Here is a 23734-nt window from a genome sequence, read left to right as displayed (position 1 = left end):
ACGCCTCGCATCACCCCAGCACTCTCCGTACCCGCACCGCGCATGGCTGCCCCGAAGGTACGACGTGGGAGCCCTTTCCCGACCGCGCGGTGATCCGGATCGCGCCCCTCGCGGAGGCGAGCGGTCCAGCGGACGCACTATCCTCTACCGGGCAAAAGGAGACAAAAACGTCGGGCGCGGGAGAGGGGGCCGACGTCTCCGGGTGCGTGGGGGGAGAGACGTGCGCCTCAGGAGAGGCGCCGGCCGATCCCGCGCAGCGCGCGTGGACGAACGGGCGGGAGGCCACAGAGCGTGGCGAATGCGGAACACGGCGGGCGGACGGCGGAACCCCTCGGGCCCCCGGCCGGCAGAACCGACCCGGCCGGAGCCGGTCTGCGCGCGGCCCGCCTCGGCCTGTGGCTGATGGCGGCCCTCCTCGCCGTACGGCAGGCGGTCGTCGTCCTCGGCACCCCGCGCGGAGAACGGCTGACGGATCTGGAGGCCTGGGTCGGACCCGACGGCGTGCTGCACGTCAACGGCTCGCTCTACGGCTCCACGCGCTTCACCGGCACCCCCTTCGGCGGGCTGGTCCTCAAACCCCTCACCCGGGCGGCCGAACAGGCCCTCGGCTGGGGCTGGACCTTCGGCACGCTGCTGTTGGTCGCCGGGCTCGGCGTGATCGCCGCCCGCAACCTGCCCCGTCCGCCCGGCAGACGGGTCGCGCTGCTCGCCGCACCGGTCGCGATCAGCCTGCTCATGCTGTCGCTGCCCGTGCGCAACGCGTTCTGGCTCGGCCAGACCAGCATCATCCCGGTCCTGCTCGTCGTCCTCGGCTGCTTCGTCGCCCGGGACCGGCGGGCCGTCGGCGTCCTCATTGGCGTGGCCGCCGCCCTGCAGCCCACGGTCCTGCTCTTCGCCGTCCTGCTCTGGTTCACCGGCCGCCGCCGGGCCGCTGCCGCCTCCGGGGCGGCCTTCGCCGGCGCCACGCTGCTCGCCTGGGCCGCCATGCCGCACGACTCGTCCGTCTACTGGGTGCACCACATGGCGGGCGCCGGCCTCGGCGGCGCGGCGGACGACCTCGCCAACCAGTCCCTGCACGGCGCCCTGCTGCGCCTCGGGCTGTCCGGGCCGCTCGAGATCGGCCTGTTCCTGTCGCTCGGCGCGGTCGTCGCCGTCCTCGGCGTGCGCCGGGCGGTCCGCTACGCACGCGACGGCCAGCTGCTGCTCGCGGTCGCCGTGACCGGCTGCGCGGCGATCGCCCTCTCGCCCACCGCCTGGCAGCACCAGCTGCTGTGGGTGCTGCCCACGATGGTCGGCCTGGTCGGCAGGCGGGCGTGCGACCGCTACGTCTGGCCGGTGACGGTCATCGTGGTCATGACGCTCCCCGGGGACATGCTGCTGCCCCACACGGCCGCCCTGAACCCGCTGCGGGACAACGCGGTGCTGCTGGCCGCCCTCGCCGCCGCCACGCTCGTCCCGTTCCTGCCGCGCACGTCTCCCTTCTACCGGACGCCGACCCCGGCGAAGACCGCCCCGCAGGCGCCCGCGCGCTGGGCGCGTGTGCCGCTGCTGCCGTTCCTCACGCGCGTCGCGACCCGCCCCAACCTGCTGCTGGAACTGCTGCTGATCCGGGTCACGTACGCGGTCTACCAGCAGGTCCGGCTGGCGGCGACCGGCGGCGCCAACTCCGGCGGACGGGCACGCGCGGAGACGCACGGACAGCAGATCCTCGACCTCGAGCGCTTCCTGCACCTCGACGTGGAGCGCGCGGTCAACCACTGGGCGGCAGGCGTCGGTCGGCTGCGCGACTTCTTCGACTTCTACTACACGTCGTTCCACTTCGCCGTCCCGCTGACGGTCCTCGCGGTGCTGTACGTGCGCCGCCCGGCCGACTACCGCTGGGCCCGCGCGTCCCTCGGCTTCGCGACCCTGCTGGCCCTGGTCGGCTTCTGGCTCTACCCGCTGGCCCCGCCCCGCCTGATGCCCGGCCTGGGCGTCATCGACACGGTGCACGGCGTCCAGGACTTCTCCAAGCCGGACTACGGCACCCTCACCGCGCTGACCAACCAGTACGCGGCGATGCCGTCCCTGCACTTCGGCTGGTCCCTGTGGTGCGGGCTGGTCATCGCGATCGTCGCCCGCAGACGGTGGGTGAAGGCCCTCGGCCTGCTGCATCCGTTCCTCACCGCCTCGTCCATCGTGGCCACCGGCAACCACTGGGTGCTGGACGCGGCCGGCGGCGCGGCGGTGGTGCTGGCCGGCTTCGGCCTGTCCTACCTCCTGACGGGCCCCCGAGCACAGGCCGCCGTCACGGCAGCCCCGGCGACGGCGGCCACGGCGACGGCGGGCTCGGCGGCGGAGGCTGAAGCAGGGCCGGAGGCCGAAGTCGGGTCGAAGACCGAGGCGCAGGCGGCGGCGAGGGGGAGGAGGACGGCCGAGCCGGTGCGGGTGTCCCGGAAGGACCCGGCGCCGAGGTGATCACCCTGCCGCGTCCCGCTCCCCGAGGGCCAGCCGTTCCTGGAGACGGGCGTGGCGGAACTGGTAGACGGGGCCCGTCGCCCGCAGCAGGTTGCGGCGGCGGGCGTCCTCCAGGAAGTGCACCAGTCGAACCGGAGTGCCCTCCTCGTAGTGGAGCTGCACGGCCGTCAGGGCGGTGGCGACGGCGAGGTTGCCGGCGAGGCCCGAGGTGGCGCCGGTCCACACCAGGGCCGTCACCCCGAACATCACCCCCAGCAGGGGGGACTGGGACCAGGCCACGATCGGGCCGACGTACAGCGCGAGGGCGAGGCCGGTGAGCAGCCCCAGGAACAGGCGCAGCCCGAGGTGGTGGCGCCACACGTCTAGCGGTCCCACCGACCGGGTGTCGAGCACCGAGGGCCGGGAGTACTGCTCGCGCACCGGATCGTAGTGACGGCCCGTTCCCAGGGAGAGGAACGGGGCGCCGGAGACGATCTCGTATCCGCGGCCGGTGACCAGCACCTCGCTGAAGCCGAGCGGCAGCGTGACCAGATACCACAGCCACCACGGCGGAGTGTCGTCGAACAGCGGTACGACGGGTATGGCGAAACAGAGCAGGGTGCCCACGAACAGCCATTGTGCGATGCCGGAGCCGACCGTCCTCCGGGTGAAGATGTCGCGCCATCCCGCGCTCGACAGCGGCTGCGGGACGCTGAACCGGGCGAGACGCCGGGCGATCACGTCCCCGCCGGCGATCGCCCCGAGAGGGACGACGACGGCCGTCAGGAGGGTCGGGCTGAGGCTCCAGGCCATGATCGCGCCGGGCGTGCCGCACACCACCGCGGCGACGATCCACACGGCGATCGTCCAGGACCGCCGGCTCGTCCAGCCGGGGACATGCCACCAGCGCAGATCGCGCGTGCCCTCCGCGGTGAGGCGGGCGGCGATGTGGCGGAGCGCGCGCTCGGCGGTCCTCGCGGAGTAGCGGGGACGAGGGCGCCCGGGACGCCGTGTGTAGGCGGCGGCCACCGCATGGTCGAGGAGATGGTTCTCCACGGCGCGAGCGGTGGGGAAGCGGGCGGCGTCGAGGAGTTCGTCGACGGGGTCGTCGTCGCCGTACACGTCACGCAGCAGGGCGATGGCGAGCGGTCCGGAGAGCGCGGCGGCGAGCGGGTCGGCGAGGGGGCCCGCAGAGACGGGGCCGGGGCCGGTCTCCGAGGTCTCCGACAGGAGCCGCCCGGTGAGCGCCCGCCAAGCGGGCGAGGGCGCGGCGGGCAGCCGGTCGAGCAGGTACTCGGCGGCGTCGGCCGGCCGCACGGGCTGGATCTCCAGCGCGAGCGCGCCGCCCAGCCGCGCCTTTTTCGCGGTGAGCACCGCCTCCTTCGCCCGGGACACCAGCACCAGCCGGAAGGGCGCCGTCTCCAGCGCGCTGACCATGGCCCCGCGCAGTCTGCCGGTGACCTCGTCGAGACCGTCCAGGAAGAGGGCGACGCGTCCCTGTTCGAGGAGCCGCCGGGCGCGGGCGCGACCGCCCCGCCCGTGGAACAGGGTGTACTGACGGCTGAGCCGGTCCGCCGCCCAGTCGGTGGCGCTCTCCCCGGCCGGGTCCCATCCGTCGAGGGACAGCAGAACGGGCACGGGGACGCGGGCGCGGTCCGTGGCCGAGGGCCGCGCCGCCCGGTGGGCGAGGGCGTCCAGCAGCAGCAGGACGGCGGTGGCGGACTTGCCGGCGGCGGGCGGCCCGACGAGCAGCAGCCGTCCCGAGGCCAGGCCGCCGTAGACGGCGTGCAGTTCGGCGAGCCCGCCGCCGGCGCGGAGCCCGGCGCGGGTGGTCGGCCCGATGCCGGGCAGGGGACCGAACCGCGCCCGGGCCGCCCCCTCTCCGGTGGCCGCCACGACCCGTCCCGCGGCCTTGCGCTCACTCACGCGCCACCGCACGGGCAACGGCGCGGGATCCGTCAGCCGCCGCAGCGCGGCCTCCTCCTGCCACTGCGCGCCGACCACACGAGCGAGTTCGTCGGCGGCGGTGTCGAGGACGTCCCCGGCGGTGAGGACGGCGTGCTGATGGACGACCTGGACGTTGTGGTCGCCTGCCTGGAAGGCGGCGGGCCCGTGGAAGACGTTGCCGGAGACCTCGGGACCACTGCCGCCTGGTTCGGTCATCTCCCCGGCCCGAAGTGGTTCTCCTGCCGGTTGTGATCGCCGGTCTGCACGGCGGTGGGCCCGTGGAAGGCGTTCCCGGTGACGACGCCGCGCGAAGTGTCGTCGGCCGCCGTGACATCCGCGGTGAGCCGGGCGAGTTGATCGAGAAGCCGTTCGCGTTCCGCCTCGCCGAGCGCTTCGAGCAGCGAGGCGAACTCGCCCTGCCACAGCACGGCGTGCACCGCCCGCACACGCGCCCGTTCCCTCTCGTCGGCGGCGTCCAGTACGGCGGCGGTCCGGTCGAGCCGATCGAGCGCCTCACGTTCGGCGTCGCCGTCCCCCCGCCCGACGAGCCGGGCACACCGGGCCCGGAACCAGGCCCAGCTGTCCGATCCGGCCGCCTGCACCACGGCCATCCCCCCACCGGCCGCAGCCGCGGTCAACGCCTCGCCGAGCATTCCCGGTCCCTCCCCTGGTCCGTGTGAAACGGCATGCTACAGAGCTGAGTTGGAGCGGGCGCCGACTTCGGACGGAGCCCGGACGCCCGCCGGGACCGCCGCCTGCCGGACGCCGCCCACCCCTGTACCCTCGCCCGGGTGAGTGCGGGGAGGACAGGGGGAGTTCGAGGGGGCGAGGCATGAGCGACGGCGAGACCGCCGGGTGCGCCGCAGGTGTCCCCGACCGCACCCCTTCCGCCGCCGCTGCCGTCGGTGCGCGCCTCGGCCGCCGTCACCCTGTCCTGTGGTTCCTGCTCTCGGCACTGTCCGGCGCCGTGACGTTCTTCGTCTGGCTCTGCGGAGTCTTCTCCGGCGGCCTGGACGTGGGAGAGACATGCGCCCTGCGCGGACAGACCTACGACGACGCCTACCGCAGCGAACACTGGCGCGAGCCGAGCCGGTTCTTCCCCCTGCACGACAAATGCAACGCGTCCTACGACCTGGTCCCGGCCTGGGTCAACCCAGCGCTCGTCCTCTTCTCCCTGGTCGCCGTGGGCAGCCTCCTCGCGGCTTGCTGGACGACGTTCGTCCGGGCCCGGCGTTTGTGGCGGACGCGGCGGACTGCCCGCTGACGTCGCTCACGCTCACCGGGCGGCGGTCACGTCCGAGGACGGGCGGACGGGAGCGGAGGGCCGGCCGACGAGTCGTCGCAGCCGCTTTTCCGCAGGGTGCTCGACGCAGTGGTAGGCCGCGGCGGCCAGGGCCAGGCTGGCGACGAGGACACCGGCCCAGAACACGAGCGTGTCGCTGCCGGGAGCGGGCTTGCCCCAGCGGAAGACCGCCAGGCGGAGCACGATCTCGTGGAGGAGGTACCAGGCGAACGACCAGTGCCCGAGCCTGATCATCCAGGTCCCGCCCAGGCCCGTGCGCCGGCCGTCCAGGTCGGCACGGGCGGCGGCGCAGATCAGGACCGCGAAGACGGGAGCGGAGAGCAACTGGGAGGCGGAGTAGGGGCTGTACCAGAGGGCGTCCGGCACCGCCTTCGACCAGGGCAGCAGGACGAGGTGCCAGGCGACGACGAGTCCGGCGGCCACCGGCAGTGACACGGGAGGCCGCCAGCCGCGCTTGAGCGCCAGCCCGGCCACCACGCCCAGCACGAACTGCAGGAAACGGGTCAGCGGCAGGTAGTCGAGCGCCCAGCTCCGGGTGGCGGGCGGCAGCCCGGACAGGGCCGGCCACAGCACGAGGGCCGCGCAGGTGACGCCGACCGCGGTCCAGACCCACACCCGGGCGCGCCGACCGGCGAGGAGCGCCAGCAGAACGGGGAAGGCCAGATAGAAGAAGGCCTCGTCGCTGAGCGACCAGGCCGCCGGGTTGCCTCCGGCGTTGATCACCCGCTGCGGGAACCACGCGTGCATCAGCAGCAGGTTAGCGACCACCGCCTTGGCCGACACGGCGCGGTCCATGTACAGGTACGCGGCCACCGACGCCGCGACGCCGACCGCGAGCAGCGGCCAGATCCGGGCGAAGCGCCGCCAGAAGAACACCCGGGCCGGCACGTTCGCGCCGTCGTACGTCCAGGCGAGCACGACACCCGACAGCACGAAGAAGAAGGTGACGCCGCTGCGCCCGTACCAGACGGCGTCGCTCACCCCCGGCACCTTCCCCGCCTGCCGGGACAGGTGATAGAGCACGACGAGCAGAGCCGCCCAGAAACGCAGCCCCGTGAGCGAGGGCAGCCGATCGCGTCCGGCTCCCGGTATGGAGATCAACGGCGGTCCTTCATCGACGGCGGCGGCACGACCTGCGCGGGCCGGAAACCGAGCCGACCCGCCCGCCCCACGCACAAAAGGCAGAGGCTAACACCGGCACAGCGCAGAACCCCGCCGCAGACGCCCGCAGCCCACGCAGGCCGCTTCCGGCCAACGGGCCGCCGTCGATCGGTGCCTGTGCTGGACCTTGTTCGTTTTTGTTGCGCGCATTCAAGCCACGTGGAGCGTCGGGAGTGGCTGCGCATCGTCATATGACCTTGACGCAAGGTGAGGCGAAGGTTTGAATTCGCTTAAATTTTGAAGATCTTGTGACTCTGGGGGCGGGGTTCTGTGCAGTTCGTGCGGGGGAGATCAGGCATGCCCAGAAGCCCTGGCCCGGCGCGTGGCAGGCGCGGACCAGCGGCCACGGCTGTGTTGGTCGTACTGTCGGGCGTACTTGTCCTGCCGGGCCAACTGGCCGCTGCCTCCGCCGCTGAGGCGGAATCCGCGCCTCTGACCGAGGCGCAGCAGGCGTTGGCGGATGCCGAGAAGTCCGGGCAGCGTGTGGAGGTGACGGGCGAGCGCACGGACCGTACGACGACCTTCGCCAACCCGGACGGTTTCACCTTGACGCTCGAGCAGTCGGTCGTCCCTGTGCGGGTCAGCAAGCCCGGCGGCGGCTGGCAGAAGCCGGACGCGACACTGGAGAAACGTTCCGATGGGTCCGTGGGGCCGAAGGCTGCCGCAGTGTCGATCGCCTTCTCGGCAGGCGGCGAGAAGGAGCCTCTGGCGCGGATCGCGGGCGAGGGCACCTCACTCGAACTGCAGTGGCCGGGCAAGCTGCCCGCCCCGCGGCTGGAGGGGACCAAGGCCGTCTACGAGGACGTCCTGAAGGATGTCGATCTGCAGGTGACGGCGACTCCGGAGAGCTTCCAGCCGGTCTTCGTCGTCAAGACGCCGAAGGCGGCGGCCAACGAGGAGTTGAAGCAGCTCACGTTCGGGCTCAAGGCCCATGGCCTGGACGTCCGTAAGGGCGCGGCCGGCAACCTGGCCGCTGTCGACGGCAGCGGTCGCACGGTGTTCAGAGCGCCGCCCGCGCGGATGTGGGACTCCGCAGGCGAAGCGTCCGGGCAGACCGGAGCGTCCGCGAAGACAACGCAACTGATGAGCGCCCAGACGCTGTCCGAGGGCACGGCGGAGCCTTCTGACCCGTCCGAACTCGCACCTTCCGGTTCGGGTCTGGAGCCGGGTCAGGGCGACAAGGTCGCCAAGATGGACGTGGCCGTCACCAAGGACTCGCTTTCCGTCGTTCCGGACGCGACCATGCTCTCCAAGACCGAGGCGTCGGCCTTCCCTCTCTTCATCGATCCGACCGTGGGCTGGGGAGGATCTGAGCGGACGCTCCTGCGCAGTGACGGATACGAGTCCTACGGCTGGAGCAACGGCGACGACGGCCAGGGCAAGGGCGCCGGCAAGTGCGGTACCTGGCAGGGCTACTACTGCGGTCCGGGGTACGTGCAGAAGCTGTACTACGAGTTCTCGCCGGCAAGTCTGCAGGGCAAGAAGGTCCTCGACGCCACTTTCCGGGTGACCGAGCCCTGGGCGTTCCAGTGCGACCCGCGCTGGGTGGACCTCGTCCGCACGAACAACATCTCCTCCGCGACCACCTGGTCGTCACGGCCGGCCGAGCTGGACCTGATGGTGGACGTCAACGTGTCCGCGGGCCGGGGCTCGCTGTGCTCCCCGGACGCCCCGGACGCCCCGATCGAGTTCAACGACAACCCGAGCGAGACGAACGAGAACCTGACGTCGACGGTGGCGAACTTCGCGGCAGGCAAGTTCGCCCGGCTGACCCTGGAGATCAAGGCTCACGACGAGTCGGATCCGTCGGCGTGGAAGCGCTTCAAGAACGACGCGGTGCTCGCGGTCAAGTACGTGGCGGTACCCGCCCTTCCTACGGAGGTCGGGCTGGTCACTGGAACTGGCTTCGTTTGCTCCACCAACGCGGCCGACCCGGCTGTCGTGTCCGATCCGACCCCGCTGGTGCAGGGCAGACCGCGCACCGCGTCCGGTGGCTCGGTGGGCGCAAGCCTGCGTATCCGGTGGCGGACGGAGAAGTCCTCAGGCACGTCGTGGACGGTCACGCACACGGACGTCGACGGTCCGACCTCCGGCTACGTCGGGAACCTCGTCAAGCAGTCTCGCAGCCTGCCCGCTCTCCAGGAGGGCGTGCTGTACCGGCTGAAGGCCCTCACCTTGTCCTACTACCAGGACGGCAGCAGTCGGCAGAACACGGGCTACACCACGCCCTGCTATTTCAAGGTCGACCCCACCGCGCCGAAGCCGTCGCAGGTGATTGTCGGCGCGCCGTACACGCAGTGCCTGCCCAACGACTGTACGGCGCACGGCGGACCCGGAGTGCTGGCCAAGTTTTCCTTCAACCCGGCCACCGGTGACAACAACATCGTCGCCTACCAGTACCGGCTCTCCACGGTTGCCGGGTGGTCGTCGGACCAGGCGGGCGCGTCTGCCTCAGTCAGCGTGACACCGCCGGTCGAAGGCACGTATCGCCTGATCGTCCGGGCAAAGGACAAGGTCGGCCGTTACGGTGCCGAGTCCATCGTGGACTTCTTGGTCGCCGACGGTCAAAAGCCGGTCGGACAATGGAACTTCACCGAGAGCAGCGGCGTAGCGTCGGACTCGGCGACGTGGGACGGCGCGGATGACGCGACGCTGGCCGGCGGAGCCGTTCGCGACGACCACGGCCGTCGTGGGCTGATCACGCACGATACGTCCGGTGCGGCCTTGGAAACGCCGGTGAGGGACAGGGGCCTGACTCTCGACGGAAGCACGGGCTACGCGGCAACGACCGCGACGGTCCTTGACACCTCTGGCTCCTATACCGTCTCTGCCTGGGTGCGCGTCGACCCCGAGGCCGCGCGAACCTTGACGGTACTGAGCCAGGCGCCCAACAGTGCAAGCCCGTTCTCCCAGAAGTTCACCCCGTTCGGGTTGTCGTACGCGGGCGGAGGGGCCGACACCTGGAGCCTGAGCGTGCTGAGCACGGACGGCGTCCTACGAAAGGCCAGTGCCCCGCAGACGTCGCCGCGCGGTGTGTGGACCCACGTTGCCGGTGTCTACGACGCGGAGGCGAAGAAGGCCAGCCTCTACGTGAACGGGACACTGCGGAGCACTGTCGACGCAGGAACGGCATGGAAGGGCTCGGGTCCGCTTCAGATCGGCAGAGGCGTCTGGGCCGATGCATACACGGACTACTTCAAAGGCAGCATCGACGAGCCGACGACGTGGCAGCGGGCTTTGTCGCAGACGGAGATCGCGGTGACAGCACGTGCACTGACGTCGAAGAACTACGCCGGAGTGGAACTGGTCGCCGACTGGTCGGCCGACAGAGGTGTGGGCACCACGATCGCCGACACCACGTCCGGTTACGGCCGGTCGCTGACCCTCAGTGGTGGAGCTTCGCTGGACGGTGAGTCGATCGTGCTGGACGGAATAGACGGCGCGGCAACCACGGCCGGTCCCGTAGTGGACGACACCGGTTCGTTCACCGTCACGGCCCTGGCGGCTTTGAACGGTGCCAAGTTGCTCGACAAGCAGGTCGGTTACACAGGTCAAGTGGTCGGCCAGCGGACGTCCGACGGCTCGGCCTGGGGCTTCTGGTACGAGCTGACGGACAAGGTGACTGTCTTCGACGAGGAGGCCGGGGAGGAGAAAACCGTCCCGCAGGGTTTCTGGCGCTTCGGTCGGCTCAACGCCGACGGCACCTTCAGTGCGGTGGCCTCTGAGGACAACGCGCTGTTGGACGGCATGGTCAGGATGACCGGTGTCGTCAACGCCCAAGACGGCACGATCGGCCTTTATCTGGGAGCCGTTCCCAACGGTGACCAACAGGCCTTCACCGCCAAGATCGGCACGGGGGACTTCGCCGTCGGCAAGGGGTTCAGCGGTAACGCGTGGAAGCACTACCTGCCCGGACGGGTAGCCGAGGTCCGTCTGTGGGCGGGCGCGATGGCGGGACCCGATCAGGTCGCAGAGACGGTCGGTGACTGACAGGCAGATGTGGTGGGGGCGGCCTCGACGGCTCCCATCACAACAGCAGGCACAGCAGGCACAGCAGGCACAGCAGGCCGCGGACGCGCTGGCTGAAACCACTCTCAACGGGACCGGTGGGGCGGAAGAAATGAACCTTGGCAGGGGCACCTCAGGGATTGCCCGGGATGTGAAGCGCCGCACCGGCCGGATCCTGGTGCAGTCGCTGGCACTAGCGCTTGTCGTGCCCCTGGGCGTGGCGCAACTGGCACAAGCCGCGGAATCCCCAGGTCTCGGGCGCTCCGACGTGCCCGCGTCCCGGGTGAGCAAGGTCAAGGAGTTCGAGGGCCTCGGCGCGGAGAAGGCCCGACAGCAGGTCGCGCGGGACAAGAAGGCCAACAAGGCACAGGCCGACCAGGCCCGCACACAACAGAAGGCGATCTGGCCCGGAAGGGGCGAGGCGACACTCGGTCTCTCGCAGGGCAAGGCAGTCGGCGCCAAGCCGGCCGGCGTCCCGGTCACCATCGCGCCGCTCACCGCCGGGAAAGCCGCCGCGGGCGGCAAGACGCGTCTCACCATGCTGGACCAGAACGCCGCCCGCGCGGCAGGCGTCACCGGCGTGCTGCTGACCGCGGACGCGGACACCGCCGGAGACGCGAAGGTCAGCGTCGACTACAGCGGCTTCGCCTCGGCCATCGGCGGCGGCTGGTCGCAGCGACTGCGTCTCGTGCAAATCCCCGCCTGCGCGTTGACGACGCCCGAGAAGCCGGAGTGCCGTAAGCAGCGTCCGCTGGTGTCGGACAACGACCTCGAGCGTCAGTCTGTGTCAGCCAACGTGAGCCTCGCCGAGGCCGGCAGCGGACCTGCCACGCAGCTTATGAAGACGTCGGGCAGTGCCGCTGCTCCCGCCGCCACCGTGCTGGCCGTGACGGCCGCCGCACCCGGTTCCGGAGCATCCCCGAAAGGCTCCGGAAGTTACGCGGCTACGCCGCTGTCGGCGTCCTCGTCCTGGGAGTCCGGTGGCAGCTCGGGCTCCTTCACCTGGTCGTACGACTTCACGCTGCCTCCGGCGGCCGCAGGCCCGCAGCCGCCGCTGTCCCTCTCGTACGACTCGGGCAGCGTGGACGGTCGTACCGCCACCTCCAACAACCAGGGCACCTCGGTCGGTGAGGGCTTCGGCATCATCGAGTCCTACATCGAGCGCTCCTACGGATCCTGCGACGACGACGGTCACGACGACGTCTTCGACTCCTGCTGGAAGTACGACAACGCGCGCATCGTGCTGAACGGCAAGTCGTCGCAGCTGGTCAAGAACGACGGTGACGGCCTGTGGCGGCTGGAGAACGACGACGCCTCGAAGGTGACTCGCTCCACCGGCGCGGACAACGGCGACGACAACGGTGAGTACTGGACCGTCGTCACCGGCGACGGCACCAAGTACGTGTTCGGCCAGAACAAGCTCGACGGCGCGGACGCCCAGCGCACCAACTCCGTCTCGACGGTGCCGGTGTTCGGCGACGACTCCGGTGAACCCGGCTACTCCGGCGGCGACGCCTTCGCCGACCGCTCCCTCGACCAGGCCTGGCGGTGGAACCTCGACTACGTCGAGGACACCCGAGGCAACGCGGCCACCTACTGGTACGCGAAGGAAACCAACTACTACAAGAAGAACAAGTCCGAGACCGCCAAAGCGGCCTACACGCGCGGCGGTTACCTGAGCCGCATCGAATACGGACTGCGCAAGGGCGCTCTCTTCACCGACAAGCCCGACGCGAAGGTCACCTTCGATTACGCCGAACGCTGCACCGCCTCGGACTGCTCCAGCCTGACCAAGGAAACCTCCGAGAACTGGCCCGACGTCCCCTTCGACGCGATCTGCTCCAAGGACGACGACGATTGCGACGCGTCCAGCCCGTCCTTCTTCTCCCGCAAGCGCCTGACCGGGATCGACACCTTCTCCTACAACGCCACCACGACCGCGTACGACCCCGTGGACTCCTGGGACCTGACGGAGGAGTACCTGGACGGCGGTGACATCGGTGACAGTTCCGACCAAGTGCTGACCTTGAAGTCCCTCAGGCGCACCGCGAAGGCGGGCGACACGCCCATCACCCTCGCACCGGTGACGTTCACCTACCACATGCGCCCCAACCGGGTCGACGCCACGGACAACATCCTGCCCCTGACCCGCCCGCGCATCAACACCGTCACGTCCGAGACCGGTGCGATCACCACCGTGACCCTCTCCGGCGAGGAGTGCGTGCGCAGCCAGGTGCTGAACGCGGCGCCCGACACCAACACCCGATCCTGCTATCCGCAGTTCTGGCACATCAACGGCGCCGAGAATGCCTCCATCGACTGGTTCCACAAGTACCGGGTACTGGCCGTCACCGTCTCCGATCCGACCGCCGCCAACGAGACGGTCGAGCACGCGTACTCCTACAGCGGTGCCGCCTGGCACTACGACGACGATCCGATGACGAAGAAGGCCGAGCGCACCTGGTCGCAATGGCGCGGATACGCCCAGGTCACGGCCTGGACGGGTGCGACAGACAGAACCCGCTCGAAGACGGTCTCCCTCTACCTGCAGGGCATGCACGGCGACGAGAAGAACGACGGCACCACGAAGTCCGTCTCCGTCGCACCGCTGGCGGCACCGGCTCTCGGAGCGGCCTCCGTCACCGACAGGGACGAGTACGCGGGGCAACTGCGCGAACAGGTCACCTACGACGGCGCCACGGCGATCGCGGCGACAGTGAACGATCCCTGGTCACAGGAGACGGCTCGGCAGACGCCGCCCGGCGCCGGTGACCACGTCGCACGCTACGTCCGTACGCAGAAGGTGCACGGCTACACCTACCTGACCATGTCCAAGACCTGGCGGGAACGCCTGACCAGCACGTCTTTCGACAGCTACGGCATGCCGGTGACGGTGGAGGACGCCGGGGAGGTGGGCAAGGCATCGGACGAGACCTGCACGCGCACGTGGTACGCCCGCAACGCCGACCTCGGCATCACCAGTGCGGTGTCCCGCACCCGCGCGGTCGCCCGTACCTGCGCGACGGCGGACAGTTCGTTGGTTCTGCCCGCGTCCATGGACCCGGCGAAGCCCAAGCGCGGCGATGTGATCGCCGACGTCAGCACCGTGTACGACACCGCCACCGTCACGGCCTGGTCGGCGTCCCAGAAGCCCACCAAGGGTCTGGCGACCTGGACCGGCCGCGCCACCGGTTACGCAGCCACCGCCGACGCCGACGCCGACGGCGACCGGCTGCCGAGCGCATGGCAGAAGATCTCCGCCACGACATACGACACTCTGGGCCGACCCCTGAGCGTCAGCGACGCGACCACGAACTCTCCCACCGTGCTCGCTTACACCCCCGTTGACGCAGGTCCGCTGACCCGGACCATCACCACCGACCCCAAGACCTACAAGACGGTCAGCTACCTCGACCCGCGCCGAGGCCAGCCACTGCGCGTCTACGACGTCAACAGCAAGAAGACCGAGCTGAGCTACGACGCGCTCGGCCGCACGACCCAGGTCTGGCTGCCGAACCGGACGAGCGGGAGCCAGGCGCCGAATCAGAAGTTCGCCTATCACCTGGACAACACCAAGGCGTCGTGGGTCTCGTCCTCGTCCCTGAATAACGACGGCGAAACGTACAACACCACCTACGCGCTGTACGACGCACTCCTGCGTCCCCTCCAGTCACAGTCACCGACTCCCAACGGCGGTCGGCTGGTGACCGACACTCGATACGACACGCGTGGCCTGGCGTACGAGACGCACGCCGACACCTTCGACAACACCAGCACGCCCAACGGCACGTACACCCGGGCCGAGAACGGTGAGGCCCCCACGCAGGCAGAGACGGTGTTCGACGGCGCGGGCCGCGCCACCAGCACCAGCCTGTACATCTTCGGGGTCAAGAAGTGGACCACCGCCACCAGCTACACCGGTGACTCCGTCGCGACCACGGCGCTCGAGGGCGGCTCGGCGCACCGCACGATCACCGACGTGCGCGGCCAGACGACCGAGACTCGTGAGTACGCGAGCACAAGCCCGGCCGACGCCTCCTTCGGCAGCACTGTCGGAGCTTCGTACACCCGTACGAAGCTGACCTACGGCCTGGACGGACAGCAGGAGACGATCACCGGACCGGACGACGCCACATGGTCATACGTCTACGACTTGTTCGGCCGCCCGGTGTCCGCGGTCGACCCCGATAAGGGATCCACCACCACCGAGTACGACGTCCTCGACCGCCCGGTGAAGTCCACGGATTCACGAGGCAAGTCGGTCCTGACTGCATACGACGAACTGGGCCGCCCCACCGGTACCTGGGAGAACTCCCAGACGGACGCCACCCAGCTCACCGCCTTCGCCTATGACGCCCCCCTCAAGGGTGAGCCCACCTCGTCCACCAGGTACGTGGGCGGCAAGTCCGGAGCGGCGTACACGCAGACCGTCACCGCGTACGACAACCTGAACCGCGCCACCGCCACCCAGCTGCAACTGCCGGCGAGCGACCCGTTCGTGAAGGCCGGAGCGCCGACCACCCTGGCGTTCGAGACGTACTACAACATCGACGGCACGTTGAAGATGACGAAGGAGCCGGCTCTCGGAGGGCTGCCGTCCGAGTATGTCGACTACGACTACGACTCCCTGGGGCATGTGAAGTCGATCGGCGGCGCGACCGGCTATCTGCTGAACGTCGACTACTCGGCTCTCGCGCAGCCCATGCAACTGGAGTTGGGAACAGGCGGCACGGACGCCAAGAGTTTCTTCGTCGCCAACACCTTTGAGGAAGGCACCGGCCGCCTCCGCAACAGCCACGTCACAGACAAGACCCACGGCTACATGCTGCAGGACCTCAACTACTTCTACGACGAGACCGGCAACGTCACGGCGATCAGCGATCCGACCCTTCTGGGCGGCGCGAGTTCCGCCGACACCCAGTGCTTCGCGTACGACGGCCACCAGCGCCTGACGGAGGCCTGGACCCCCGCTTCACAGAAGTGCTCCGACGCCCGAAGCGCGTCCAGCTTGTCGGGCCCGGCCCCGTACTGGTCGTCCTACACCTACAACCAAGCGGGTCAGCGGACCAGCGAGACGGTCCACAAGAGCACCGGCGACACGAAGACTACCTACTGCTACGGCAGCACCGCCCAGCCGCACACCCTGACCGGCACCACGACCAAGCCCGCATGCACGGCTCCTGAGCGGACCTATACGTACGACAAGTCGGGCAACACGTCGCTGCGCCCCGGCGCAAAGGGAACCCAGACCCTGACGTGGTCCACCGAGGGTCAGTTGAGCAAGCTCACGGAGAACGGCGCGTCGACGGACTACGTGTACTCCGCCGACGGCTCCCTGCTGATCCGTAACACGCAGAACGGCGAGCGAGTCCTGTACGCCGGTGCCACGGAACTCCACCTCCGTGCCAACGGCACGATGTGGGCCCAGCGTTACTACGCGGCCGGCGACGTCACGGCGGCCGTCCGCACGAACCAGTCGGGCACCAACAAGCTCAGCTACCTGACGGGCGACCGACACAACACCTCGTCGCTCTCCCTGAACCCGGACGCCAACCAGACCTTCACCAAGCGCTACACGACGCCGTTCGGCAGCGACCGCGGCGCCCCGCTGTTCGGTCCCTGGCCCGACGACAAGGGCTTCCTCGGCAAAACACGGGACACCACGACCGGCCTGACGCACATCGGCGCCCGCGAATACGACCCGTCCATCGGCCAGTTCCTCAGCGTCGACCCCGTCCTCATCCTCGCTGATCCGCAGAGTCTCAACGGATACAGCTACAGCGACAACAACCCAGTCACCCATAGCGACCCCACCGGTCTTTGTATGGCCGATCAGTGTGGCATCGGCTACCCCATTGGGGGAACCGGTTCCAACGGCGGAAAGAAAGAATACGTCACCCATGCCCCTTCCGGTGCTGGCGGGGTGGGAGCTCCCTCGTACAGCGGGGCTGGATACGTCGGCGATCTTCCAGCAGCTGCTCACGGCGACTCAAACAATGTCGTCAAGAAAAATGGCGAATGGAACGTCAAGATCTATCCGGGCGTTTATGTGCCCGCCAATAATCCACATGCTACTGAGGTTGCTGAGTCATTCCATGAGTGGGTTGACTACGTTTGTGACCCCAAGTTGGGATACAGCTACGACTGCATGGCGCCTGGGGCGGACGGATCTGATCCAAATTCCTATCAAAGACTCAAGGGGAAAATGTATTCGTGCCCCTCGGGGTGGGATTGTGGTGATGACTGGTTCAATCCTGTCGACTTGGTAACCGCCGGAGCCGAGTCCGGCTTGGTTGCCGGCAACGGGAGGCTCGGTGCTCTGCGCGGACGGGGATCCGGTAAAAACTCGGCTGCGGGCGGGCTGTGCAGCTTCGACCCGGAGACGAAAGTCCTTATGGCGGACGGTGAAACGAAGCCCATCGACAAGGTCGAGGCGGGGGATCGCGTCGAGAGCGCCGATCCCGAAACTGGAAAGCATCGAGGCGTACGCAAGGTCACTGCCGCTTTCGTGCACCATGACGACGACTTGATCGACGTAGTGATCAAGGATCTCAAGGGCAAGGATCTGACACTCCGGACCACGTCGCGTCACCCCTTCTGGGACGACACCACCCACTCCTGGGTGCAGGCCCGCAGCCTCCGACCCGGCCACGTCCTAAAGACTGCTACCGATGAACGCGTCCGGGTCATTGCGGTCAAGGATCGACCCGGTGACGCCGACATGTACAACCTCACCGTCGATGAACTGCACACGTACTATGTGTTGGCGGGCAAGACCCCAGTCCTGGTTCACAATGCCTGCCCGCCCGCTTCCGCAGTCATCAATCTGCCTGAGGTAGCAGCTGCCAAGCCTCTCAAGCCTTCTCAGGTTGAGAAAGCGTGGGAAAATTTCCTGGGACCCGGTCCGTACACGAATATTCATCCGCGGACCGGACAGGCTGACCCTAACCGTCTCGTATCCGCCGACGGGCGTCGCAGTATCCGAATGGGTGATCACGAGATGAACAGTAAGCCCACGAAGTTCCACTATCACGAGGAGACTTGGGATTGGAACTCTCTCAACAATACATGGACCGTAGGTAATACGATGCAGCGCGTTCCTTTGGGGGTGAAATAGTGAGAGTGGAGATTTTGCGCATAGTGGATCCCTCCCGAGGGATTGTGTCCTTCTGGTGTGACTTCGGCGCTGCATCCGGCCGTTGGATGGGGTCGAGTCCTCCCAGGACTGGTGGATTCGATGTCGAGATTGAGGTTCCCGAAGAGGTGACGGACTGGGCTCCAGTCGCCTCAGGTGTCAGCTCCATCTCGGAGGGGGGCGGCGCGGAGCCCGGTACCTTGATTACGGGAGAAGTCGTCAGGGTCGGCGGGAGTGATGATCCGGTCGTAGAGATCAGAGTGGGGTCTGACATCGTTCTGACCGAGATCCCGGACCGGCGCGCAGAAGTTCCCTTGGACGGGGCGATTTCCTTCCGAGTTCCCGAAATTCTGCTCTACCCGTACGATCTGTAACTTGATCTCGGTCTATCGTGGCGGCTCGCCGACTGGCGGGCCGTTGCGGTGGGGCGCCAGCACCAGTCGTTGTTTAATTATCGGACGTGCGCCGCAGTGGGTGGCTCTTCAAAGAGGTTCCGAGATGCCGCTGAAAGCCTCAATAGGTTCGCCCAGCAGTTGCTTTCTCTCGGCGAGATCGACGCCCTAGCCTAGTCTAGAGGTGAGGTGCCAATCTCACCCCCTCACGTCAGCGGCGAGTGGGTGAACGAGCACTGGCAATCAGCACTCGAACCACACCGTTTTTCCGCCTTCGGGGGTCGGTGTCACGCCCCACCTGTCCACCAGGGCGTTCAGGAGAAACAGGCCTCGGCCGCTTTCTGAGTCCGGGTCCGGTGGTGACTCCGTGAGGGTCGGGAGGCGTTGGCCGTAAGTGTCTGTTACTTCTGCACGGACTCCTGTTGCCTGCCTCTGGAGCAGCAGGGTGCACCGGCGGTTCGGGACGTGGCGGACGGCGTTGGCGATCAGCTCCGTCAGCGCCAGTTCCACCGTGTCCGTCAGCGGCTCCATGTTCCAGTCCGCCAGGAGCCTGCGGGCGATTCTGCGGATGTGGCGGGCCGAGTGGGCGTCGGCCGTGAGGGCCATACGGTACTGGGTGGGGACCGGGGGTGCGTAGATCGAGGGGAAGTATCCGTTCACGCTCCGAGGATGACCTCGCGCAACTACTCTGGGCTACAGAGTGAATGCAACCCGTGGTCGTGTGAGAGAGGGGCCCTGCGTGACCCATGTGAGCGTTCTTGACCCCGGAGCTTCGCCGCTCGACTACTACGGGTTCGAGTTGCGGCGACTGCGGGAGGCGGCCGGCCTTACGCAACGGCAGATGGGGGACGTCCTCAACTACACCGGCTCGCTGGTTGGGCAGATCGAGACGGCCCGGAAGGTTCCCACCCCTGAGTTCAGCGAGCGCGTGGACGCGGCGCTGGGTACTGGTGGCCTCTTCTCTCGGCTCGTCGTCCTCGTCCTGCGCAGTCAGCTTCCGGTCTGGTTCCAGCAGGTGGCTGAGTTGGAGGCGCAGGCTATCGAGATCTGCACCTTCCAGACCCATCTGGTGCACGGGTTGCTGCAGACCCCGGCCTACGCCCGTGCCGTTCTCGGGGTGCTCGATCGCAATGACCTCGATGACCGCGCCGCAGTCCGGCTCGCTCGCCAGCGCATTTTCGGCAAGGCCGATCCACCCGTGTTCTGGCTGGTGTTGAGCGAGGCGGCGCTGCGGCAGGAGATCGGCGGACGGGCCGTCATGCGCGAGCAACTGGCCCATCTGTTGTCGTTCGAGGGGAACCCTCGGATCAATGTGCAGGTGCTGCCGTTTGCCGCCGGGGCCCACCCTGGCACGCAAGGCTCGTTCAACGTCTACCGCTTCACCGGCGACCCGGCCATCGTCTATACCGAGGGCTATGGCATCGGCTATCCGAGCGCAAACCCGGACACAGTCAAGGACTGTTCACTCCGTTACGATCATCTTCGGGCTGCCGCTCTCTCCCTCAAGGATTCTGCGGAGCTAATCCGGCGAGTGATGGAGGAGCGCTATGGGGAGCAAAGTGACTCTGACGGGGATCCAGTGGCGTAAGTCCAGCTACAGCGGGGACCAGGGCGGGGACTGCGTCGAAATCGCCCAGCCTGTTGCTGAGGCAGGTGCCGTTGTTGCTGTTCGTGATTCCAAGGACCCGGCGGGGCCGGTGTTGACTGTTGGGCCCGCCGGGTTCTCGCGGTTTCTGGGGTGGGTTACAGGCGTTGGATGATCGTGCCGGTGGCCAGGGCGCCGCCTGCGCACATGGTGATCAGGGCGAACTCCTTGTCGGTGCGCTCCAGTTCGTGCAGGGCCGTGGTGATCAGGCGGGCGCCCGTCGCGCCGACCGGGTGGCCGAGGGCGATCGCTCCGCCGTTGACGTTGACCTTGGACAGGTCGGCGTCGAAGACCTTCGTCCAGCTCAGCACCACCGACGCGAACGCCTCGTTGATCTCGACCAGGTCGATGTCCTTCAGGGTCATGCCCGCCTTGCCGAGCACCGCGCGGGTCGCGTCGATGGGGCCGTCCAGGTGGAAGTGGGGGTTCGCGCCCACCAGGGCCTGGGCGACGATCCGAGCCCTCGGCTTCAGCTTCAGGGCGCGAGCCATCCGTTTCGAGGCCCACATGATCGCCGCCGCGCCGTCGCTGATCTGCGAGGAGTTGCCGGCCGTGTGGATCGCCGTCGGCATCACCGGCTTCAGGCCCGCCAGCGCGTCCAGCGAGGTGTCGCGCAGGCCCTCGTCACGGTCGACCAGACGCCACATGCCCTGGCCCGCCGCCTGTTCGTCCTCCGTGGTGGGGACCTGGACGGCGAAGGTCTCGCGCTTGAAGCGTTCCTCCGACCAGGCCGTCGCCGCCCGGTTCTGCGAGAGGACGCCCAGCTCGTCCACGTCCGCACGCGTCAGGCCGCGGTGGCGCGCTATGCGTTCCGCCGCCTCGAACTGGTTGGGGAGGTCGACGTTCCACTCGTCCGGAAACGGTTTTCCCGGGCCGTGCTTCGAGCCCGAGCCGAGCGGGACGCGGCTCATCGCCTCGACGCCGCAGCTGATGCCGACGTCGATCACGCCCGCCGCGATCATGTTCGCCGTCATGTGCGAGGCCTGCTGCGAGGAGCCGCACTGGCAGTCGACGGTGGTCGCCGCCGTCTCGTAGGGGAGGCCCACGGTCAGCCAGGCGGTGCGGGCGGGGTTCATGGACTGTTCGCCGGCGTGGGTCACGGTGCCGCCGACGATCTGTTCCACGGCGTCGGCGGGGATGCCGGTGCGGCCGAGGAGTTCGCGGTAGGTCTCGCCCAGGAGATAGGCGGGGTGCAGGTTGGCGAGCGCGCCGCCGCGCTTGCCGATGGGAGTGCGGACTGCTTCCACGATCACGGGTTCGGCGGCCATGGGTGCGGATCCCTTCGGAACTAGTACGTGTTCTAGTTCTGCTCTGTGCAGTCTGCTGACGTGACGTGCGTCACCGCAAGGGTCTTGCAGCCTCAAGGCTCCTGAACTACCTTCTCCGCAATCTGTTTCTGATGACACGTCAGATTCTGCGGATGCCGACGTAGCCGGCGTCGTCAGATGGCTGGAGCCGCCGATGCACTGTCCAGCGCTTCCCGACGGGTTCGACTTCACCGACCCCGACCTGCTGCAACGCCACGTTCCCCTGCCCGAGTTCGCCGCGCTGCGGCAGGCCGAACCGGTCCGCTGGATCCCTCAGTCGGGCAATGTCGCCGGCTTCCAGGACGAGGGTTATTGGGCGGTGACCCGGCACGCGGATGTGAAATACGTGTCCACGCACCCCGAGCTCTTCTCCTCCTACCTCAACACCGCGATCATCCGGTTCAACGAGCGCATCGAGCGCTCCTCGATCGACGCCCAGCGGTTCATCCTGCTGAACATGGATCCGCCCGAGCACACCCGGGTGCGGCAGATCGTGCAGCGCGGGTTCACCCCGCGGGCCATCCGCGGGCTCGAGGAGCGGCTGCGGGCGCGGGCCGTCGACATCGTCGAGCGGGCGCGCGAACAGGGCGGCGGTTCCTTCGACTTCGTCACCTCCGTCGCCTCGGAGCTGCCGCTGCAGGCCATCGCCGAGCTGATCGGCATCCCCCAGGACGACCGCGCGAAGATCTTCGAGTGGTCCAACAAGATGATCGCGTACGACGACCCCGAGTACGCCATCACCGCCGAGGTCGGCCAGCAGTCGGCCGCCGAGGTGATCGCCTACGCCATGAACATGGCCGCCGAGCGCAAGCAGTGCCCCGCGCAGGACATCGTCTCCACGCTGGTGGCCGCCGAGAACGAGGGCAACCTCAACTCCGACGAGTTCGGGTTCTTCGTCCTCATGCTCGCCGTGGCCGGGAACGAGACGACCCGCAACGCCACCACTCACGGGATGCACGCCTTCCTCACCCACCCCGAGCAGTGGGAGCTCTACAAGCGCGAACGGCCCGACACCGCCGCCGAGGAGGTCGTGCGGTGGGCCACCCCCGTCGTCGCCTTCCAGCGGACCGCCACCCAGGACACCGAGCTCGGCGGCAAGCCGATCAGGAAGGGGGACCGGGTCGGCATCTTCTACGCCTCCGCCAACCGCGATCCCGAGGTGTTCGAGAACCCGGACTCCTTCGACGTCACCCGCGATCCCAATCCGCATCTCGGGTTCGGCGGGGGCGGACCGCACTTCTGCCTCGGCAAGTCGCTCGCCGTCCTCGAGATCAACCTCATCTTCAACGCCATCGCCGACGCCATGCCTGGCATGACGCTGGTCGGCGACCCGCGACGACTGCGGTCCGCCTGGATCAACGGGGTGAAGGAGCTGAGGGTCAGCGCGGGGTGACCCCGGCGGCGCCGTCCCCGCGCATCGGGACGGCCGCCGGGCGGCCTCCCTCGCGGTCGGCCCTGCTCGCAGCCGGGCCTCGCTCGCGGTCAGTCCTCGCCGGACGCCGTGCAGGCCATGGCCGCCGACGTCACGGAGGCCAGCAGCAGCGGAATCGCCAGGTCGGTGTGGAGCACCAGGGCCGCGCCGAGCACCGCGCCCGAGAACATCGCCGTCACGGCCGCGGCGCGGCGGGGCGATCCCCGGCCCGAGCCGTCGCCCGCCCAGGAGTCCGCGGCCAGGCCGGTGAGGGTCATCGTCACGACGGTGGTCGTGGTGATGCCGGGCACCGACAGTCTGCGGACCGTCGCGTTGCGCAGGCCCATCGCGAACGCGGTCAACGTGATGACCGCGTAGACGGTGACCTGGGCGTCGTCCGAGGTGGCGGACGCCACGGCCGCCGCGACCGCTAGGAGGAGCGCCTCGGTGGCCAGCATCGCCCGCGCCGGTGCACGGCGTGAGCCGTCGCCCAGCCGCCGGGCGACACGGCCGCCGGTCGCGGCGCCTGCCAGGAAGAAGACGAGTGAAGTCGCCGTGTGCGGGACCGAGAAGCCGGGGGCGCCGGCTGCGGCGAAACCCAGCACCACGACGTTGCCGGTCATGTTGGCGGTGAAGACATGCCCCAGACCGAGATAGGTGACCGCGTCGATGAGGCCGCTCATGGCCGTCAGGACGAGGAGGACGGGGACCAGACGAACGCCTCCGCGCCCTCCCGGATTTTGCGGCGCGGGCTGTGCCGGTCCCGGGGGCTGTGAGGGCTCCGGGGGGTCGGTCGGGGGCTCGGTGCCGGTCATTCGCTCAGTGGAGCACGGCGAGGTGGGAAAACGCCGAAGGCGGCGGCCCGGGGGATCGGGGGCCGCCGCCTTCGACGCGTATCGGGGCGCGCGAGGCGCGGGTCACACGGCGGGGCTCAAGCACCGGTGCCGGTGATGCAGGCAGTGCAGGTGATGCAGGTGATGCGGGCGGTG

13 protein-coding genes are annotated in these 23734 nt (G+C 68.7%); 7 read left to right on the top strand and 6 right to left on the bottom strand.

The features are described from left to right. Positions 1–291: 291 nt before the first annotated feature. A complete protein-coding gene (locus ABT300_RS07220; protein ID WP_351673003.1) occupies positions 292–2457 on the top strand; it encodes a bifunctional glycosyltransferase 87/phosphatase PAP2 family protein in 2166 nt (721 codons plus the stop codon). Here ABT300_RS07220 and ABT300_RS07215 read toward each other — a convergent pair whose 3' ends face one another. Together ABT300_RS07215 and ABT300_RS07210 are read right to left on the bottom strand one after the other, a co-directional pair. After that, entirely contained in the window at positions 2458–4599 is a 2142-nt protein-coding gene (locus ABT300_RS07215) for a hypothetical protein (RefSeq protein WP_351673002.1), read from the bottom strand. It abuts the gene before it with no gap. Next, positions 4596–4994 (bottom strand): hypothetical protein, encoded by a 399-nt coding sequence (locus ABT300_RS07210; RefSeq protein WP_351673001.1) that lies wholly within the window; start codon positions 4992–4994, stop codon positions 4596–4598. Before ABT300_RS07210 ends, ABT300_RS07215 begins: the two co-directional genes overlap by 4 nt. 221 nt (positions 4995–5215) lie before the next feature. Between ABT300_RS07210 and ABT300_RS07205 the strand changes: the two genes are divergently transcribed. Next, positions 5216–5647: a hypothetical protein gene (locus tag ABT300_RS07205; RefSeq protein WP_351673000.1), complete on the top strand. Its 432-nt coding sequence runs from the start codon at positions 5216–5218 to the stop codon at positions 5645–5647. Between the two features lie 12 nt (positions 5648–5659). Here the strand turns inward: ABT300_RS07205 and ABT300_RS07200 are convergent, their stop codons facing one another. Further along, on the bottom strand, positions 5660–6787 hold the full coding sequence (locus ABT300_RS07200; protein WP_351672999.1) for an acyltransferase family protein: 1128 nt from the start codon (positions 6785–6787) through the stop codon (positions 5660–5662). Positions 6788–7144: 357 nt separating this feature from the next. Between ABT300_RS07200 and ABT300_RS07195 the strand changes: the two genes are divergently transcribed. Both ABT300_RS07195 and ABT300_RS07190 read left to right on the top strand, forming a co-directional pair. Next, a complete protein-coding gene (locus ABT300_RS07195) occupies positions 7145–10837 on the top strand; it encodes a LamG-like jellyroll fold domain-containing protein (protein WP_351672998.1) in 3693 nt (1230 codons plus the stop codon). 130 nt (positions 10838–10967) lie between these two features. Then, positions 10968–17972 (top strand): polymorphic toxin-type HINT domain-containing protein, encoded by a 7005-nt coding sequence (locus tag ABT300_RS07190; RefSeq protein ID WP_351672997.1) that lies wholly within the window; start codon positions 10968–10970, stop codon positions 17970–17972. Positions 17973–18625: 653 nt separating this feature from the next. Here the strand turns inward: ABT300_RS07190 and ABT300_RS07185 are convergent. After that, positions 18626–19042, bottom strand: a complete 417-nt coding sequence (locus tag ABT300_RS07185; protein ID WP_351672996.1) for an ATP-binding protein — start codon at positions 19040–19042, stop codon at positions 18626–18628. A 79-nt stretch (positions 19043–19121) separates the two neighbouring features. Here ABT300_RS07185 and ABT300_RS07180 point away from each other — a divergent pair, with 79 nt between their 5' ends. Continuing rightward, positions 19122–19970 carry a helix-turn-helix domain-containing protein gene (locus ABT300_RS07180; RefSeq protein WP_351672995.1) on the top strand — a complete coding sequence of 283 codons (849 nt, stop codon included), beginning with the start codon at positions 19122–19124 and terminating at the stop codon, positions 19968–19970. Then, a complete protein-coding gene (locus tag ABT300_RS07175; protein ID WP_351672994.1) occupies positions 19930–20142 on the top strand; it encodes a DUF397 domain-containing protein in 213 nt (70 codons plus the stop codon). Before ABT300_RS07180 ends, ABT300_RS07175 begins: the two co-directional genes overlap by 41 nt. Here ABT300_RS07175 and ABT300_RS07170 read toward each other — a convergent pair. After that, positions 20126–21295 (bottom strand): steroid 3-ketoacyl-CoA thiolase, encoded by a 1170-nt coding sequence (locus ABT300_RS07170; protein WP_351672993.1) that lies wholly within the window; start codon positions 21293–21295, stop codon positions 20126–20128. The genes ABT300_RS07175 and ABT300_RS07170 overlap by 17 nt on opposite strands. Before the next feature lie 193 nt (positions 21296–21488). Between ABT300_RS07170 and ABT300_RS07165 the strand changes: the two genes are divergently transcribed. After that, entirely contained in the window at positions 21489–22727 is a 1239-nt protein-coding gene (locus ABT300_RS07165) for a cytochrome P450 (protein ID WP_351672992.1), read from the top strand. Between the two features lie 89 nt (positions 22728–22816). Here ABT300_RS07165 and ABT300_RS07160 read toward each other — a convergent pair whose 3' ends face one another. Next, on the bottom strand, positions 22817–23560 hold the full coding sequence (locus tag ABT300_RS07160; RefSeq protein WP_351672991.1) for a YoaK family protein: 744 nt from the start codon (positions 23558–23560) through the stop codon (positions 22817–22819). Between the last annotated feature and the right edge of the window lie 174 nt (positions 23561–23734).

This window comes from Streptomyces sp. NPDC001027 (assembly GCF_040299045.1).
Lineage (GTDB): Bacteria > Actinomycetota > Actinomycetes > Streptomycetales > Streptomycetaceae > Streptomyces.
The sequence above is the reverse complement of the archived record's forward strand: the minus strand, read 5'-3'. Positions and strand labels throughout refer to the sequence as shown.

Bases quoted from the DNA above. Each gene is read 5' to 3' on its own strand.
- ABT300_RS07195 (WP_351672998.1), top strand. From the start codon at position 7,145: ATGCCCAGAAGCCCTGGCCCGGCGCGTGGCAGGCGCGGACCAGCGGCC.
- ABT300_RS07175 (WP_351672994.1), top strand. From the start codon at position 19,930: ATGGGGAGCAAAGTGACTCTGACGGGGATCCAGTGGCGTAAGTCCAGC.
- ABT300_RS07205 (WP_351673000.1), top strand. From the start codon at position 5,216: ATGAGCGACGGCGAGACCGCCGGGTGCGCCGCAGGTGTCCCCGACCGC.
- ABT300_RS07215 (WP_351673002.1), bottom strand. From the start codon at position 4,599: ATGACCGAACCAGGCGGCAGTGGTCCCGAGGTCTCCGGCAACGTCTTC.
- ABT300_RS07210 (WP_351673001.1), bottom strand. From the start codon at position 4,994: ATGGCCGTGGTGCAGGCGGCCGGATCGGACAGCTGGGCCTGGTTCCGG.
- ABT300_RS07160 (WP_351672991.1), bottom strand. From the start codon at position 23,560: ATGACCGGCACCGAGCCCCCGACCGACCCCCCGGAGCCCTCACAGCCC.
- ABT300_RS07170 (WP_351672993.1), bottom strand. From the start codon at position 21,295: ATGGCCGCCGAACCCGTGATCGTGGAAGCAGTCCGCACTCCCATCGGC.
- ABT300_RS07190 (WP_351672997.1), top strand. From the start codon at position 10,968: ATGAACCTTGGCAGGGGCACCTCAGGGATTGCCCGGGATGTGAAGCGC.
- ABT300_RS07165 (WP_351672992.1), top strand. From the start codon at position 21,489: ATGCACTGTCCAGCGCTTCCCGACGGGTTCGACTTCACCGACCCCGAC.